13 protein-coding genes, 1 tRNA gene and 1 pseudogene are annotated in these 14,067 nt (G+C 65.6%); 6 read left to right on the top strand and 9 right to left on the bottom strand.

What is annotated here, in order from left to right:
- Positions 1–53 precede the first annotated feature (53 nt).
- The 3 genes and pseudogenes from ACFE99_RS14545 (at position 54) to ACFE99_RS14535 (ending at position 2,524) form a co-directional block, all read left to right on the top strand.
- Positions 54–1,004: a metallophosphoesterase gene (locus ACFE99_RS14545; protein WP_375486425.1), complete on the top strand. Its 951-nt coding sequence runs from the start codon at positions 54–56 to the stop codon at positions 1,002–1,004.
- Positions 1,001–2,108: pseudogene (locus tag ACFE99_RS14540) on the top strand (PLP-dependent cysteine synthase family protein). Before ACFE99_RS14545 ends, ACFE99_RS14540 begins: the two are co-directional and overlap by 4 nt.
- Positions 2,109–2,450: 342 nt before the next feature.
- A tRNA-Pro gene (locus ACFE99_RS14535) sits at positions 2,451–2,524 on the top strand.
- Positions 2,525–2,578: 54 nt separating this feature from the next.
- Here the strand turns inward: ACFE99_RS14535 and ACFE99_RS14530 are convergent.
- Positions 2,579–3,061 carry a hypothetical protein gene (locus ACFE99_RS14530; protein ID WP_375486423.1) on the bottom strand — a complete coding sequence of 161 codons (483 nt, stop codon included), beginning with the start codon at positions 3,059–3,061 and terminating at the stop codon, positions 2,579–2,581.
- Positions 3,062–3,221: 160 nt separating this feature from the next.
- Here ACFE99_RS14530 and ACFE99_RS14525 point away from each other — a divergent pair, with 160 nt between their 5' ends.
- Complete coding sequence (locus tag ACFE99_RS14525) at positions 3,222–5,024, top strand: thiamine pyrophosphate-requiring protein (RefSeq protein WP_375486421.1); 1,803 nt, start codon at positions 3,222–3,224, stop codon at positions 5,022–5,024.
- A gap of 48 nt (positions 5,025–5,072) precedes the next feature.
- Here ACFE99_RS14525 and ACFE99_RS14520 read toward each other — a convergent pair whose 3' ends face one another.
- Positions 5,073–6,452 carry an HNH endonuclease signature motif containing protein gene (locus ACFE99_RS14520; protein ID WP_375486419.1) on the bottom strand — a complete coding sequence of 460 codons (1,380 nt, stop codon included), beginning with the start codon at positions 6,450–6,452 and terminating at the stop codon, positions 5,073–5,075.
- 227 nt (positions 6,453–6,679) lie between these two features.
- Here ACFE99_RS14520 and ACFE99_RS14515 point away from each other — a divergent pair, with 227 nt between their 5' ends.
- Together ACFE99_RS14515 and ACFE99_RS14510 are read left to right on the top strand one after the other, a co-directional pair.
- Positions 6,680–8,113 carry a DUF4185 domain-containing protein gene (locus ACFE99_RS14515; protein WP_375486417.1) on the top strand — a complete coding sequence of 478 codons (1,434 nt, stop codon included), beginning with the start codon at positions 6,680–6,682 and terminating at the stop codon, positions 8,111–8,113.
- A gap of 97 nt (positions 8,114–8,210) precedes the next feature.
- Entirely contained in the window at positions 8,211–9,170 is a 960-nt protein-coding gene (locus tag ACFE99_RS14510; RefSeq protein ID WP_375486415.1) for an iron-containing redox enzyme family protein, read from the top strand.
- Here ACFE99_RS14510 and ACFE99_RS14505 read toward each other — a convergent pair.
- The 7 genes from ACFE99_RS14505 to ACFE99_RS14475 form a co-directional block, all read right to left on the bottom strand.
- On the bottom strand, positions 9,150–9,365 hold the full coding sequence (locus ACFE99_RS14505; RefSeq protein ID WP_375486413.1) for a CDGSH iron-sulfur domain-containing protein: 216 nt from the start codon (positions 9,363–9,365) through the stop codon (positions 9,150–9,152). The genes ACFE99_RS14510 and ACFE99_RS14505 overlap by 21 nt on opposite strands.
- Positions 9,362–10,054: a HemK2/MTQ2 family protein methyltransferase gene (locus tag ACFE99_RS14500; protein WP_375486411.1), complete on the bottom strand. Its 693-nt coding sequence runs from the start codon at positions 10,052–10,054 to the stop codon at positions 9,362–9,364. Before ACFE99_RS14500 ends, ACFE99_RS14505 begins: the two co-directional genes overlap by 4 nt.
- An 88-nt stretch (positions 10,055–10,142) precedes the next feature.
- Positions 10,143–10,703, bottom strand: coding sequence for a type 1 glutamine amidotransferase domain-containing protein (locus tag ACFE99_RS14495; protein WP_375486409.1), 561 nt, complete (start codon positions 10,701–10,703; stop codon positions 10,143–10,145).
- Between the two features lie 10 nt (positions 10,704–10,713).
- On the bottom strand, positions 10,714–11,883 hold the full coding sequence (locus tag ACFE99_RS14490; protein ID WP_375486407.1) for a zinc-dependent alcohol dehydrogenase: 1,170 nt from the start codon (positions 11,881–11,883) through the stop codon (positions 10,714–10,716).
- Positions 11,880–12,800: an SRPBCC family protein gene (locus ACFE99_RS14485; protein WP_375486405.1), complete on the bottom strand. Its 921-nt coding sequence runs from the start codon at positions 12,798–12,800 to the stop codon at positions 11,880–11,882. The genes ACFE99_RS14490 and ACFE99_RS14485 overlap by 4 nt, the downstream gene beginning before the upstream one ends.
- Positions 12,793–13,797: an LLM class F420-dependent oxidoreductase gene (locus ACFE99_RS14480; protein ID WP_375486403.1), complete on the bottom strand. Its 1,005-nt coding sequence runs from the start codon at positions 13,795–13,797 to the stop codon at positions 12,793–12,795. Before ACFE99_RS14480 ends, ACFE99_RS14485 begins: the two co-directional genes overlap by 8 nt.
- 59 nt (positions 13,798–13,856) lie before the next feature.
- Positions 13,857–14,067 (bottom strand): GatB/YqeY domain-containing protein (locus ACFE99_RS14475; RefSeq protein WP_375486401.1); only part of this gene is annotated, 211 nt, incomplete at its 5' end.

Here is a 14,067-nt window from a genome sequence, read left to right as displayed (position 1 = left end):
CCGCCATAGCGTTCGCGGGGCGCTCGGCGCGCTGCCAACTGTAGGCTGCCTGCATGCCTGCCGCTTGGAAAACTACCGGTGCCGTCGCGCTCGGCTCGGCCGTCGCCGGCGTCGGTTACGGATCGATCATCGAGCGCAACGCGTTTGTGCTGCGTGAGCTGACCATGCCGGTGTTGACGCCGGGCTCGTCGCCGCTGCGGGTACTGCACATCAGCGACATCCACATGCGGCCCCACCAGCGCCGCAAACAGGCGTGGCTGCGTGAACTGGCCGCCTGGGAGCCTGATCTGGTCGTCAACACCGGCGACAACTTGGCGCACCCCAAGGCGGTACCCGCCGTCGTCCAAACCCTCGGCGACCTGCTGTCCGTGCCGGGCGTCTTTGTCTTCGGCAGCAACGACTACTTCGGGCCGCGGCCGAAGAACCCGCTGAACTACCTGACGAAGCCGGGCCACCGAGCTCACGGGGAACCGTTGCCCTGGCAGGACTTGCGGGCGGCGTTCACCGAACGCGGCTGGCTCGACCTCACCCATAACCGCCGCGAGTTCGAGGTGGCCGGCCTACACATTGCGGCCGCCGGGGTCGACGACCCGCACATCGATCGCGACCGCTACGACACTATCGCCGGTCCGGCCAGCCCCGCGGCGAACCTGCGGCTGGGGCTGACTCATTCGCCCGAGCCGCGGGTCTTGGACCGCTTCGCCGCCGACGGCTACCAGCTGGTGATGGCTGGGCACACTCACGGCGGGCAGGTGTGCCTGCCGTTCTACGGGGCCGTCGTCACCAACTGTGGTCTGGACCGGTCCCGGGTGAAGGGGCCGTCGCGCTGGGGTGCGGGCATGCGGCTGCATGTGTCCGCAGGGATCGGCACCTCGCCGTATGCGCCGCTGCGGTTCTGCTGCCGGCCGGAAGCCACGCTGCTGACCTTGATTGCGACGCCGACGGGCGGCCGGGACTCGAGTCGCACGCGCGGCCGCTCCCAGCCAACCGCTTCGGTGCATTGACGCAACAGACTCGCGTCGCGGTCCGCGGCGGGTCACGCGGCTGGACCGATAATGCAATTCGGCTGATCGAGGCCGACGCCCGTCGTAGTGCCGATACGCACCTGCTGCGGTATCCGCTGCCGACGGCCTGGGCCGGCGAGGTGGATGTCGAGCTTTATCTCAAAGACGAGACCACGCACATCACCGGCAGCCTCAAACACCGGCTGGCGCGGTCGCTGTTCCTGTACGCGCTGTGCAACGGGTGGATCGACGAGAACACCACAGTGGTCGAGGCGTCGTCGGGTTCCACGGCGGTGTCAGAGGCATACTTCGCCGCGCTGCTTGGCTTGCCGTTCGTCGCGGTGATGCCGGCGTCGACCAGCGCTGCCAAAGTGGCCCTGATCGAATCACAAGGTGGACGTTGCCATTTCGTCGAGCATGCCGGCCAGATCCATGCCGAGGCGGAATCCGTCGCCAATTACACCGGCGGTCATTATCTGGACCAGTTCACCAATGCCGAGCGCGCGACCGACTGGCGGGGCAACAACAACATCGCCGAGTCGATCTATGTCCAGATGGGGGGAGGAGAAACACCCCGTCCCGGAATGGATCGTGGTCGGGGCGGGCACCGGAGGCACCAGCGCGACGATCGGCCGCTACATCCGCTACCGGCGCCACACCACCCGACTGTGCGTCGTCGACCCGGAGAATTCCGCGTTCTTTCCTGCCTACGCCGAATGCCGCTATGACGCCGTGGTCACCGGCTCGTCGCGCATTGAAGGGATCGGCCGCCCGCGCGTTGAGCCGTCGTTTTTGCCGGGAGTGGTGGATCGGATGGTGTCCGTACCGGATGCCGCGTCGATCGCGGCCGCCCGCCATGCCAGCGCGGTTTTGGGCCGCCGTGTCGGCGCGTCGACGGGGACCAACCTGTGGGGCGCTTTTGGTCTACTTGCTGAGATGGTCGCCAAGGGACGCAGTGGTTCGGTGATCACCCTGCTCGCTGACAGCGGTGACCGCTATACCGACACTTACTTCTGCGACGAGTGGGTTACCGCTCAGGGCCTGGACCCGACTGAGCCCGCGGCGACGCTGTCCGAGTTCGAGCGCTCCGGCTGCTGGGAGTGATCCCATACGTCGTCGACTTCGCTCTCCGGTGCCGTCATTAGCAACCACAGCACGGCAAGCCCGAGCAAGCCACCGAATACCACGGCGCCCAAGACGGTCATGACCTTCTCGCTTCCCTCGCGTCGACACTGCTTCGATTGATTAATCTGCTCAACACCGCCGACAGACCCTCTGTTCCACGCCCGATTGTGGGGCATATCGCCAGCCGCCGCCTGGTGTGATCTGGCGCACGGCGGCACGACCGACTGGTGTTGGGTACCCGTCGCCTGCCGCGTCGAACCGACTTCAATTCGCGGTTTGGCCAGCCGACGGGCCGGTGCGATAGGCTGTCGTGGCTTCATACGGGGTGTGGCGCAGCTTGGTAGCGCGCTTCGTTCGGGACGAAGAGGCCGTGGGTTCAAATCCCGCCACCCCGACTCGCCACGCTGACAGCCCTATCCAAGTACGGCTGGGCAGTTTGGCGCGGTCGATTACGCTTGCGCCCATTCCCTCATGCACACGGCGCACCGCCGGATAATTGCCGCCCATGCCGGATCGCCCTCACCGGGTGTACGGAAGAGATGAGCAGTGGTATCCCCGCAGCCGGGACACGCAGAAACCGCCCTAAATGGTTCCGGTGGTTGGGATGCCATGAGGCGGCGGTTCTCCTCAGCCGTGAACGCCACCAAGGCCTGCGGGTGCGGATCGTGCAACGGCGGGTCGCCCCACCAGATGCGGGCACACCAAACCGACGTCATCAATAGCGCGCCGGTCGACATTGCCGCCGCAACCGTCACCTGAGGGACCAACGCGGCCGTGATGCCTGCGACGACGCCGAGCGCGAAGCACGTCACACTGAGCTGACGGGCCAGCCGTCGCCCGCCCCGATCCATCGCCTCCCAGTCGGCAATCGCCTCCTGGCGTTCGGCGAGATCCACCAGGGTAGGGTGCCGCCAGGCCCATGACGCGGCCATGCGCAGAGTGTAGTCCGGCGGCGAACTGTAGTACTGGCGCGCAAGGCCGGACGGTGCAATCTCTCTGGTCGCCATCGTTCGCGACTCGCGGTCTAAGACCACCAACTGGTGGGTAATACCTCTCCTGGATGTCCAGCTGCGACTTGGGAAGAGGTGCGCGATGGCAAGCGCTCTGGTTGCCGACTACGTGTTGGAACGGCTGCGCGACTGGGGAGTCGAGAAGGTATTCGCCTACGCGGGCGACGGGATCAACGGCCTGCTGGCTGCCTGGGGCCGCGCCGACAACAAACCGAAGTTCGTGCAGGCCCGCCACGAAGAAATGTGCGCGTTCGAGGCAGTCGGTTACGCGAAGTTCAGCAACCGGATCGGGGTGTGCGCCGCGACGTCCGGTCCTGGAGCGATCCATCTACTCAACGGGCTGTATGACGCGAAGCTTGACCGGGTACCGGTGCTCGCGATCGTCGGGCAGACCAACCGCAGCGCCATGGGCGGCTCCTATCAGCAAGAAGTCGACTTGATGAGCCTCTACAAGGACGTGGCCAGCGACTACATCCAGATGGTGACGGTGCCCGAGCAGCTACCCAATGTGCTGGACCGCGCCATCCGTACCGCGCTGACCAGACGCGCACCGACAGCCGTGATCATCCCCGCCGACGTGCAGGAGCTCGAATACTCGCCGCCGCCGCACGAATTCAAATATGTGCCCTCCAGTCTCGGGTTCGAGTGGCCCGACGTCGAGCCATCGAAGACGGGGCTGCAGCGGGCCGCCGACGTACTCAACGCGGGAGAACGCGTCGCGATGCTCGTGGGCTGCGGTGCCCGCGGCGCCATTGAGGAAGTCACCGAGATCGCCGACCTACTCGGCGCCGGCGTCGCCAAGCCACTGCTGGGCAAGGACGTGCTCTCCGACGAACTGCCATGGGTAACCGGCGCAATCGGGCTACTGGGCACCCGCCCCAGCTATGAGATGATGCGCGACTGCGACACCCTGCTCACCGTCGGCTCGAGTTTCCCCTACACCCAGTTCCTGCCACCATTCGGCCAAGCGCGCGGCGTGCAGATCGACATCGATCCGGCGTTGATCGGGATGCGCTACCCCAACGAGGTCAACCTCGTCGGCGACGCCGCCGCGACGCTGCGCGCACTGATACCGCTGATCCAGCGCAAGTCCGACCGTTCCTGGCGGGAAACCATCGAAAAGAACGTGCAGCGTTGGTGGGAAACCATGGCGATGGAAGCCGACGTTGCCGCCGATCCGATCAACCCGATGAAGCTGTTCGCCGAGCTGTCGCCGAAGCTGCCCGACAACGCGATCGTCACCGCGGACTCAGGCTCGGCGGCCAACTGGTATGCGCGGCAACTGCGATTCCGCGGCGACATGCGCGGTTCGCTGTCGGGAAATCTCGCCACGATGGGCCCCGGCGTGCCTTACGGCATCGGCGGCAAGTTCGCCAATCCCGACCGCCCGGTGATCGTGTTCGCCGGCGACGGCGCGATGCAGATGAACGGGATGGCCGAGTTGATCACGATCGCGCACTACTGGAAGGAGTGGGCCGATCCTCGGTTGGTGGTCGCTGTTCTGCACAACAATGACCTCAACCAAGTGACCTGGGAGATGCGGGCGATGGCAGGAGCGCCGAAATTCCCTGAGTCGCAGACTCTTCCGAGCGTCGATTTCGCTGCCTTCGCCGCGAGCTTGGGCCTGGGTTCGGCGACGTTGACCGATCCCGACCAGATCGCATCGGCGTGGGATCAGGCGCTGCGCGCTGACCGTCCCACTGTGCTCGACGTGCACTGCGATCCGAACATCCCACCGGTGCCGCCGCACGCTACCTTCGATCAGATGAAGGCCGCCGCGATGTCGGTGCTCAAAGGCGACGAGGATGCGTTCGGCATCATGAAGGAAGGCATCAAGGTCAAGGCGCAGGAGTTCTTGCCCCACCGCGAAAAGAGCCGCACCTGAGTAAGATTGGCCGGTCGTAGGACGTTGCCCCGCAAGCTATTTCAATAGCTACGCCACATCATCGTCTTCATCGTCGTCTTCTCCGTCGCGCAGGAGTTTCTCCGGATGGTGGAAGAAGTTTACCCGCGGCTGGCCGCGGTCCAGGTGTGGTGGCGGGATCCATTCGGTGAGGCCGTCTTGGCGTTTGCGGGTTTGCCAGCCGCCGGGTTGGACGATGCGGTGGTTGGCGCCGCAGGCCAGGGTCAAGTCGTTGACATCGGTAGTCCGGCATTTGGCGTAGTCGGTGACGTGGTGGACCTCGGTGAAGTAGGCGGGCACCGTGCAGCCGGGCGCCGAACAACCACGGTCCTTGGCATACAACACAATTCGCTGCGCGGGTGAGGCCAACCGTTTGGTGTGATACAACGCCAGCGCTTTGCCTTTGTCGAAGATCGCCAAATAGTGGTGGGCGTGACTAGCCAGGCGAAGCACATCGCTCATCGGCAGCAGCGACCCCCCGCCGGTAAGTCCCGTGCCGGCGCGGGCCTTCAGCTCGGCCAGCGTGGTAGTCACGATGATCGATGCGGGTAACCCGTTGTGTTGGCCGAGTTTTCCGCTGGCCAACAGCGCCCGCAGCCCAGCATTGAGCGCATCATGGTTGCGCTGCGCCGGCGAGCGGGTGTCGCCGTCGATGGCTTGCTGGCTGGGCGCGCCGTCGACACACGGCGCCTGCTCGGCGGGGTTGCACATGCCGGGGGCGGCCAGCTTGGCCAGCACCGCCTCGACGGTGGCGCGGGCTTCTGGCGTCAGCCAGCCCCGAATCGGGCTCATCCCGTCGATGTCTTGCTGACCCAGGCTCAGCCCGCGGCGCCGGGCCCGATCCTCATCGCTGAAGTTGCCGTCGGGGTTAATGCAGTCGGCGAGCTTATCGGCGAGCTTGGCCAGCTGGTCGGGCCGAAATTGGGAGCCCTGGCGGGCCAAGTGGGCCTCGGCGCGCTCGCGGGTGGGCTCATCGACCCAGCCCGGCAGCTGCTGGCAAAACCGGCGAATCACCGCCACATGCTGCGCACCGATCTTGCCAGCGCGTTGGGCGGCGGCGGTGGTCGCCAACACCGGCGGCAGCGGCTCGCCAGTAAGCCCCTGACGCGGCCCTAGGTCGGCGGCTTGGCGAATGCGCCGGGCCGCCTCGGCGCGGCTCACCAACACCCACTCGGCCAACGCGTGCGCAAACTTGCCGCCGAGTTCTTCGGCGCTAGCCTGACGCCCGAGCGCATTGATCAATGGATGCTCGACGGCCGGGAGCCGGCGCCGCACCCGCTCACAGCGCTCCAGCAACCCAAATCGCTCCGGAGTGGTCAACGCGTCAAAGCTCAACTCCAGCACCGCGTCCAACGCCACGTCGAGCGCGTCAAACGCCTCGACGATCTGCTCACGGCTACTCGAACGCATGAGCGAATGCTAGCGCGAACCGCCGACAAACCGGCTGGCATATGACGTCAGCGTTGGACAACGCGCGGGAGTATGGCTGACGCCGGGCGAAATCCGCGGTTGCGACACGGTCACGGATCCGTACCGTTTGACGCATCAGCGGTCACAAAAACCACAGCTATCACTATCGTCACATCAGCTGCCAGCTGACGTCAATTGGGACGTCCTGCCCCGCTGAAAGGTGTGACGTGTCGCCGGTCCCTCGAATCTTGTCGGTATCGGCGGTCGCGATTGGACTCGTTGTTGCGGTAGGCGCTGCACCAGCAGCGACCGCGCTGCCCTGCAGCGCGCCTGAAGCGAACGTCGACCCTCCTGCCGCAACACCAGCGACGCCACCGCCCGCGCCGGTCGTTCGCCCACCGACTGGGCGTCGGCCCCGCGGCGCCAACGAACGTGCGCCGCTACCCAAATTAGGCCCGCTCATTTCTTCTTTGCTCCACCCAAGAGCACCGGTGCGCCAGCAAGCGGCGGTAATACCTCCTGGGCCAAACCCGCCCGGCGCCGGTAACCAACAGCCCCCGAATGCGGCGCAGATGAATCCGGACGCTGCAGCCCCAGCTCCCCCGGAGCCTCCCGCCTCCATCGCGGGTGCTCCGACCTCGCTGGTCGAGTGGGTGACTGGACCGAACGGCCCCAACAAGACGCTCGAACGTTTCGGCATCTCCGGAACCGACCTCGGAATCCTTTGGGACAACGGTGATCCCGGTGCCCGTCAAGTGCTCATGGCATTCGGCGACACATTCGGCTATTGCCGCCTGCAGGGCCAGCAATGGCGGTATAACGTGCTGTTTCGCAGCAGCGACCGGAATCTCGCCGACGGAATCACTGTGCCGCCTGGCGTTCCTAACGATAAATACTCGGGCTCACCGGTACAGCAAGCGAACTTTTCCAAGCAGGTCATTCCCGGCATGAAATGGGCGCAGCAGGAGGGAATGATCCCGACCGCCGGCATCTCGATCGGCAGAACCCAATACATGAACTTCATGTCCATCAAGCAGTGGGGCCGCGACGGCGAATGGTCGACGAACTACTCGGCAATCGCGATGTCCCCGGACAACGGGCAGAACTGGGGCATCTACCCGGGTACTGTCCGCGCGTCCGGTCCCGACACCGTCCCCGGAGCCCGCTACGTTCCCGGAAACGAGAATTTCCAGATGGGCGCATTCATGCGGGGCGCCGACGGTTACATCTACTCGTTCGGGACCCCGTCCGGACGCGGCGGACCGGCATTTCTGTCCCGAGTCCCACCGAACCTTCTGCCGGACGTCACCAAGTACCAGTACTGGAACGGCGACCACAACGCATGGGTCCCGAACGATCCAGGGGCGGCCACGCCGATTTTCCCAGGACCGGTCGGCGAAATGTCGGCCCAATACAACAACTACCTCAAGCAATACGTGGTGCTGTACACCAACGGTGGCAGCAACGACGTCGTCGCAAGAACTGCGCCCGCCCCCCAAGGACCATGGAGTCCCGAGCAAGTGCTCGTATCGTCGTTCCAGATGCCCGGCGGCATCTATGCGCCGATGCTCCACCCCTGGACGACGGGCAAAGACCTGTACTTCAATTTGTCGCTGTGGTCCGCATACGACGTGATGTTGATGCACACCGAGCTGCCGTAGATCGCCTCGTTTGACCGACGGCGAATTACGGGTACACACCCGCGTGACTTTGGCAGCAATTGAACCGCGGCTCCCGGCTGCGCACGGACCGCTGTCGATGGCCGTTCGCCGCTGTCTGACCGAACCGGCTCCTCGTGAGCAGCTCACGCGGATCGGGGCCTCGGTTAGTGATTCGGACCCGTACGGCCTTGACCTGCAGCTGGCGCTGTACATGTGCTACGAGCTGCACTACCGGGGCTTCGCCGGCGTCGACCCCACCTGGGAGTGGAGCCCGGCACTGCTGCACCTGCGCGCCGAACTCGAGCGGGCCTTCCTGGCCGGAGTGCGTCGCGACGTCGGCCCGATCGAACCCGACCACACCGCCGTCGCCGAAATGGATGCACTCTCAATGGAACCCGTCAACGGCGACGGCCCCTCCTATTACCTGCGTGACACCGGAACCTGGGAGCAGATGCGTGAATATTTCGTGCATCGCTCGCTGTATCACCTCAAGGAGGGCGACCCGCACGCATGGGCCATTCCCCGGCTCACCGGGCAAGCCAAAGCGTCGTTCGTCGCGGTGGAGTTCGACGAGTACGGCGCTGGGCGCGGTGCGCACCTGCACCAGCAGCTCTTCGCAGACTTGATGGAGGCCGCCGGGCTGGATTCGACGTATCTGGGCTATCTCGACGCGGTTCCAGCCGAGACGCTGGCGGTGGTGAACCTGATGTCGATGTTCGGGCTGCACCGTTGGCTGCGCGGAGCGGCCATCGGGCACTTCGCGGCCACAGAGATCACCTCGCCGCCGGGATCACGGCGACTGGTAGCGGCTTTGCAGCGGCTCGGCGCGCCGGACGAATGCGTCAGGTTCTACCGCGAGCATGTCGAGGCCGACGCAGTGCACGAACAAGTGGTGCGCATCGACGTGGTGGGCGACCTGGTGGCCCGGGATCCGCGCCTTGACCGCGACGTGGTGTTCGGGATGCGCGCCTACGCCGCGGTAGAAGACCGCTTGGCCGACACCATGATTGCGGCCTGGAAGGCCGGTCAGACGTCGCTACGACGACCGCTGCGTTGACGCCACGCGCCGGCATTGCCGGTGACTGGTATCGCACAGCGGATAGTCCTTGCTGCGTCGGCAGGTGCAAACCGCCACCATGAACCGATCGGATTCCACGACGCCGCCATCGGGCATCTCGATGCGCACCGGTCCGGAAATCAGCAGCGGACCATTCCGAATAATCCGCACCACAGTGGATTTCGCGGCGGTCATGGCTTGTCCGCGCGGATGACGACCAATTCCTCTTTCCGGCGGCCACGCGGCACCCGGCCAGTCTGCTCGAGCCAGCCGGCCCGTGCCGAAAGCACCGGACCAAACGGAATCCACTGCGAGGCAACGACTTCAACGCTCAATCCGTTCGACCGCAACATGTCCAGCGAACGTTGGGCATCGGCGATCACCGACTGAACCAACAGCAGGGAACCGCCGTCGCACAACAGATCCGACGCCGATTCGCACAGCGGATCCAGCACCAGCCGCCCATCCGGACCGGCATTCCACGCCCACGACGGGCCGGCAGCCGAAGCGATCTTGTCGCTGTCATCGACGGGCGGAGTGGGGACATAGGGCGGATTGGACACGATCACGTCAAACGGCGGATAGCCCAGCGCCCCTGTCCACGACCCTTGGCGAACGTCGACGTCGACACCGGCGTGCACGGCGTTCCCCCGAGAACACCGCACCGCACGCGGGCAGATGTCGAACGCGGTGACGCTGGCCGCACCCAGTTCAGCTGCCGCGATAGCAACCACACCGGTGCCAGTGCACAGGTCGAGCACTCGCCGACCGGGCACCAGCGCGCTGCGTTCCATCGTGTCGATGAGCAGAAGCGAGTCGTGTTGCGGCGGATACACCCCTTCGGCGGTCAGCGGATCGCCGGGGGCGGCGTAAATAGTGGTCACAGGGGCCTTTCGACACGTCGCCGCGGCGGTCACGGCTTCTCGCGTGACTATGCCCGCAAACCGGAGCGTTAAAACCGACCGCCGGCATTTAGGCGCCGGTCGGCGCGTGCGCAAATTTGTCGACAATCGTCGAGCAGAACGCCTCCAGATCCTGCGGTGAGCGGCTGGTGATCACATTGCCGTCGACGACGACTTCCTCGTCGACAACATTGGCACCGGCGTTGCGCAGATCGGTTCGGATGCTCTGATACGACGTCAATGTTCGTCCGGCCGCCACACCGGCTTCCACCAGCGTCCACGGGCCGTGGCAGATTGCAGCGACCGGCTTTCCTGAGCCAACGAAATCGCGCACGAACGCAACAGCCTTACTGTCCATGCGCAGCTTGTCCGGATTCACTGTGCCGCCGGGCAGCACTAAAGCGTCGAACTCGTCCACCGATGCATCGGATACCGCGCGGTCGACAGGGAACGTTCCAGCGGGCTCCAAATCGTGTTTGCGCGCTTGGATTTCACCGGTTTTCAACGACAGCAACTCGGTTTGTGCGCCCGCGTCTTCCAGCGCCGCGCGCGGTTGCTCGTATTCGACTTTCTCCACGCCGTCCGCAGCCAGAAACGCAATTCTCTTGCCCTGCAACTGGTGATGGGACATCTTGTACTCCTTAGGGTTTGAGGATGACCTTGGTGCAGTTGTCCTGTTTGTGCTTGAAGATCTCGTATCCGTGCGGTGCGTCGTCAAGCGACAAGTGATGGCTTATGACGAAGGTCGGGTCGATGTCGCCGTTGCGGATCCGGTCCAGCAACGGTCGCATGTAGTGCTGCACATGGCATTGACCGGTTTTGATGGTCAGCGACCGGTTCATCACCGCGCCGATCGGAAACTTGTCCATCAGCCCGCCGTACACCCCGACGATCGAAATCGTGCCGCCGTTGCGGCAGCTCATGATCGCTTCCCGCAACGCGTGTGGCCGTTCGGTTTCCAGCCGCGCCGCCTGCTTGACCCGGTCGTAAGCGTCGATCACGGTCGAGCTGTTGCGGGCCTCCATGCCGGCCGCGTCGATGCAATGATCCGGTCCGCGCCCCGCAGTGATGTCGGCCAGCGCCTCGAGCACCGACGTTTCGGCGAAGTTGACCGGCACAGCGCCCTTTTCCTCCGCCAGCGCCAGCCGGTAGGGCACCCGGTCGATCGCGATGACTTTCGACGCGCCGAGCAGATAGGCGCTCACGACCGAAAACAGGCCCACCGGACCCGCTCCCCAAACGGCGACGACGTCGCCCGGGCGGATGCTGCACATCTCGGCGCCCATGTAGCCGGTGGGCAGGATGTCCGAGAGGAATAGCACCTGTTCGTCGGTGAGGTCGTCTTCGATCTTCAACGGCCCGAGGTCGGCGAACGGCACTCGCGCGTATTCGGCTTGGCCGCCGGCGAACCCGCCCATCATGTGCGAGTAGCCGAACAGCCCGGCCGGCGAATGACCCATCAGCTTCTCGACGATGCCGGCGTTGGGGTTGGAATTCTCACACAGCGAATACAGTTCACGTTCGCAGGCCGAGCAGGCCCCGCACGCGATCGGAAACGGCACCACCACCCGGTCGCCGACGGCCAGGTTCGTCACCGCCTTGCCCACCTCGACGACCTCACCCATGAACTCATGGCCCAGCACGTCGCCGCGCTTGACGGTGGGGATGTAACCGTCGTAGATGTGCAGGTCGGAACCGCAGATCGCGGTCGAGGTGATCCGCACGATCGCGTCGCGGTCGTTGAGGATCTTCGGGTCAGGAACCGTATGCACCTCAACGCTGTTGCGCCCGGCCCACACCGTGGCCTTCATCGTTGGGCTCCGTGTGGCTGCGCGGTCCGCTGATGCATCTGCCGGACGGCGGCGGCGCCTTCCGGCGAACCGTCCGACCGCATGACCTGACCGGTCTCCAGCAGCTGTTTGAACCGGCGCAGGTCGTCATTGACTTGCTGCTCCGGTGACTCGCCGAACACTGTCGCGGCCGCCTTGCCCAGCACACCGCCCGGTATGTGGTAGCTCATGGTGACCCGGACCTCAGTGCCCGAGCCGTCCGGAGTGGGCGCGAACTCGACACTGCCGCCGTTCTCGACCACCGCACCCGGCAGCGACTGCCAGGCGATGCGTTTGTCGGGCTCGTCGTCGGTGATCTGCGCATCCCACTGCACGGACTGCCCGATCGGCGCGTTGGCCACCCAATGTGAGCGATCGTCGGCGTCCACGGTAACCGACTTCAGGTGGTACATGAACGTGGGCAGGTTCTCCAGGTCCCGCCAAAAGCGGTAGACCTCCTCCGGCGAGCGCCACACCGTGACCGCGGCACGCAGTATGCGATGACGCGGCGCGTTGCCGTGCCGGCCGGAGCTGCCGTTGCCGGTGGTGCGCAGCGCGGCGTAGAGATCGGCGCCGGCGATCCCGGCCAGAGCAAGGGCCGAAAACACGCCGCGACCGCGCCGACCGCGACCACGGGTCGCCATCCCGGCCGCCAGCAGTGCCAGGTCCAAGGCGTCGCCGGCCACCCTCGTCCACACCAGCTTGCTGGGCCCGAACAGCAGCGCGGCGGCGTGGCCGCACTCGCGCACACCCAGCACGCGTATCACCGGGCGAACAGGGCCGCTGTCCTCCACCCCCGCAAGCGCGGCGACCTTGCCCGGCGCCAACACCTCGGTGAGGCCAAGTGCGAGGCTGGCCCCGCCCAGGCCTTTGACCAGGGCCGACGGACTGTCACTCATTGCCACCACCCTTGCCGGATGCAGCTCGCAGTGCTTGCAGCAACGGTTCGGCGGCCTCCTTGAGGAACAGGTCTTGAGATTCGCCGCCGATCTGGACCAGGGCGACGTCGGTAAAGCCCGCTTCCCAGTAGGGCCGCACCGCGTCGACGATCGCGTCCAGGTCGGGCCCGCAGGGGATGCTCTGCGCGACGTCCTCGGGACGCACGAACTGTGTCGCGCCGGCAAAACCTGCCGTCGTCGGCAGGTCGGCGTTGACGTTCCAGCCGCCGCCGAACCAGCGGAACTGGTCGTGGGCGCGTTGCACGGCGGCGTCGCGGTCCGGGTCCCAGCACACCGGTATCTGGCCGACCACGCGACCGCCTCCAGCCAAACCAGTCGACCGCCGCGCTGCATGCCACTCGTCGACGAGTTCACCGTTGGGCTCCACCGCGATCAGATGCTCGGCATGAGTGGCAAGTTTCTCGATAGCTTTCTTGCCGCCCATCGCCACGCCGATGCCGACCGGCACCTCGGGCAGATCCCACAGCCGCGCCGAGTCCACTTGGTAATAGTCGCCGCGCCAGTTGACCATCACGCCGGACAGCAGTGCGCGAATGATCTGAATAGCCTCCAGCAGCATCTCCTGCCGGCGCAGAACTGTCGGCCAGCCCTTGCCGACGACGTGCTCGTTGAGGTTCTCGCCGCTGCCCAGGCCGAGGGTGAACCGCCCGTCGGCGAGGATCTGCAGGGTCGCCGCCTGCTGGGCGACGATCGCCGGGTGATACCGAATCGTGGGACAGGTGACGTACGTGTACAGGTCGACACGTTCGGTGGCGTGTGCGACCGCACCTAGCACGGTCCAGGCGTTGGGCGCGTGTCCTTGCGACGCCAGCCACGGCGAGAAGTGGTCACTGCAGACCTCGAAGTCGAAACCCCGCTCCTCGGCCGAAAGCGCATACTGTACAAGGTCTTTGGGGCCGCTCTGCTCCGTCATCAACGTGTAGCCAAATCGGGCCATACGCACACGGGTACCCCGGTGCGACGGACGCAAACGGCTAGACCCGCATCGTCGGCGCGCTAGAGCCGCTCTTTGACCGCCGCGGCCAGCCGGGCGCCGTCGGCCTTGCCCGCAGCGATCGCGGTGGCCGCCTTCATCACCAGACCCATCTGCTTGATGCCAGGTCGCTCCCCCAGTTGCTCGGCCACCTGAGCGAGCGCGGTGTCGACGACGTCGGCCAGCTCGCCCTCGGTGAGCGGCGTGGGCAGGTACTCGTCGATGACCCGCGCT

Source organism: uncultured Mycobacterium sp. (assembly GCF_964249325.1).
GTDB lineage: Bacteria > Actinomycetota > Actinomycetes > Mycobacteriales > Mycobacteriaceae > Mycobacterium.
This window is presented reverse-complemented; position numbering and strand designations above follow the sequence as displayed.

Coding starts and splice junctions, on each gene's coding strand:
- ACFE99_RS14545 (WP_375486425.1), top strand. CDS start 54: ATGCCTGCCGCTTGGAAAACTACCGGTGCCGTCGCGCTCGGCTCGGCC.
- ACFE99_RS14505 (WP_375486413.1), bottom strand. CDS start 9,365: ATGACCGCCGCGAAATCCACTGTGGTGCGGATTATTCGGAATGGTCCG.
- ACFE99_RS14490 (WP_375486407.1), bottom strand. CDS start 11,883: ATGAAGGCCACGGTGTGGGCCGGGCGCAACAGCGTTGAGGTGCATACG.
- ACFE99_RS14525 (WP_375486421.1), top strand. CDS start 3,222: ATGGCAAGCGCTCTGGTTGCCGACTACGTGTTGGAACGGCTGCGCGAC.
- ACFE99_RS14520 (WP_375486419.1), bottom strand. CDS start 6,452: ATGCGTTCGAGTAGCCGTGAGCAGATCGTCGAGGCGTTTGACGCGCTC.
- ACFE99_RS14495 (WP_375486409.1), bottom strand. CDS start 10,703: ATGTCCCATCACCAGTTGCAGGGCAAGAGAATTGCGTTTCTGGCTGCG.
- ACFE99_RS14480 (WP_375486403.1), bottom strand. CDS start 13,797: ATGGCCCGATTTGGCTACACGTTGATGACGGAGCAGAGCGGCCCCAAA.
- ACFE99_RS14530 (WP_375486423.1), bottom strand. CDS start 3,061: ATGGCCGCGTCATGGGCCTGGCGGCACCCTACCCTGGTGGATCTCGCC.
- ACFE99_RS14510 (WP_375486415.1), top strand. CDS start 8,211: ATGGCCGTTCGCCGCTGTCTGACCGAACCGGCTCCTCGTGAGCAGCTC.
- ACFE99_RS14485 (WP_375486405.1), bottom strand. CDS start 12,800: ATGAGTGACAGTCCGTCGGCCCTGGTCAAAGGCCTGGGCGGGGCCAGC.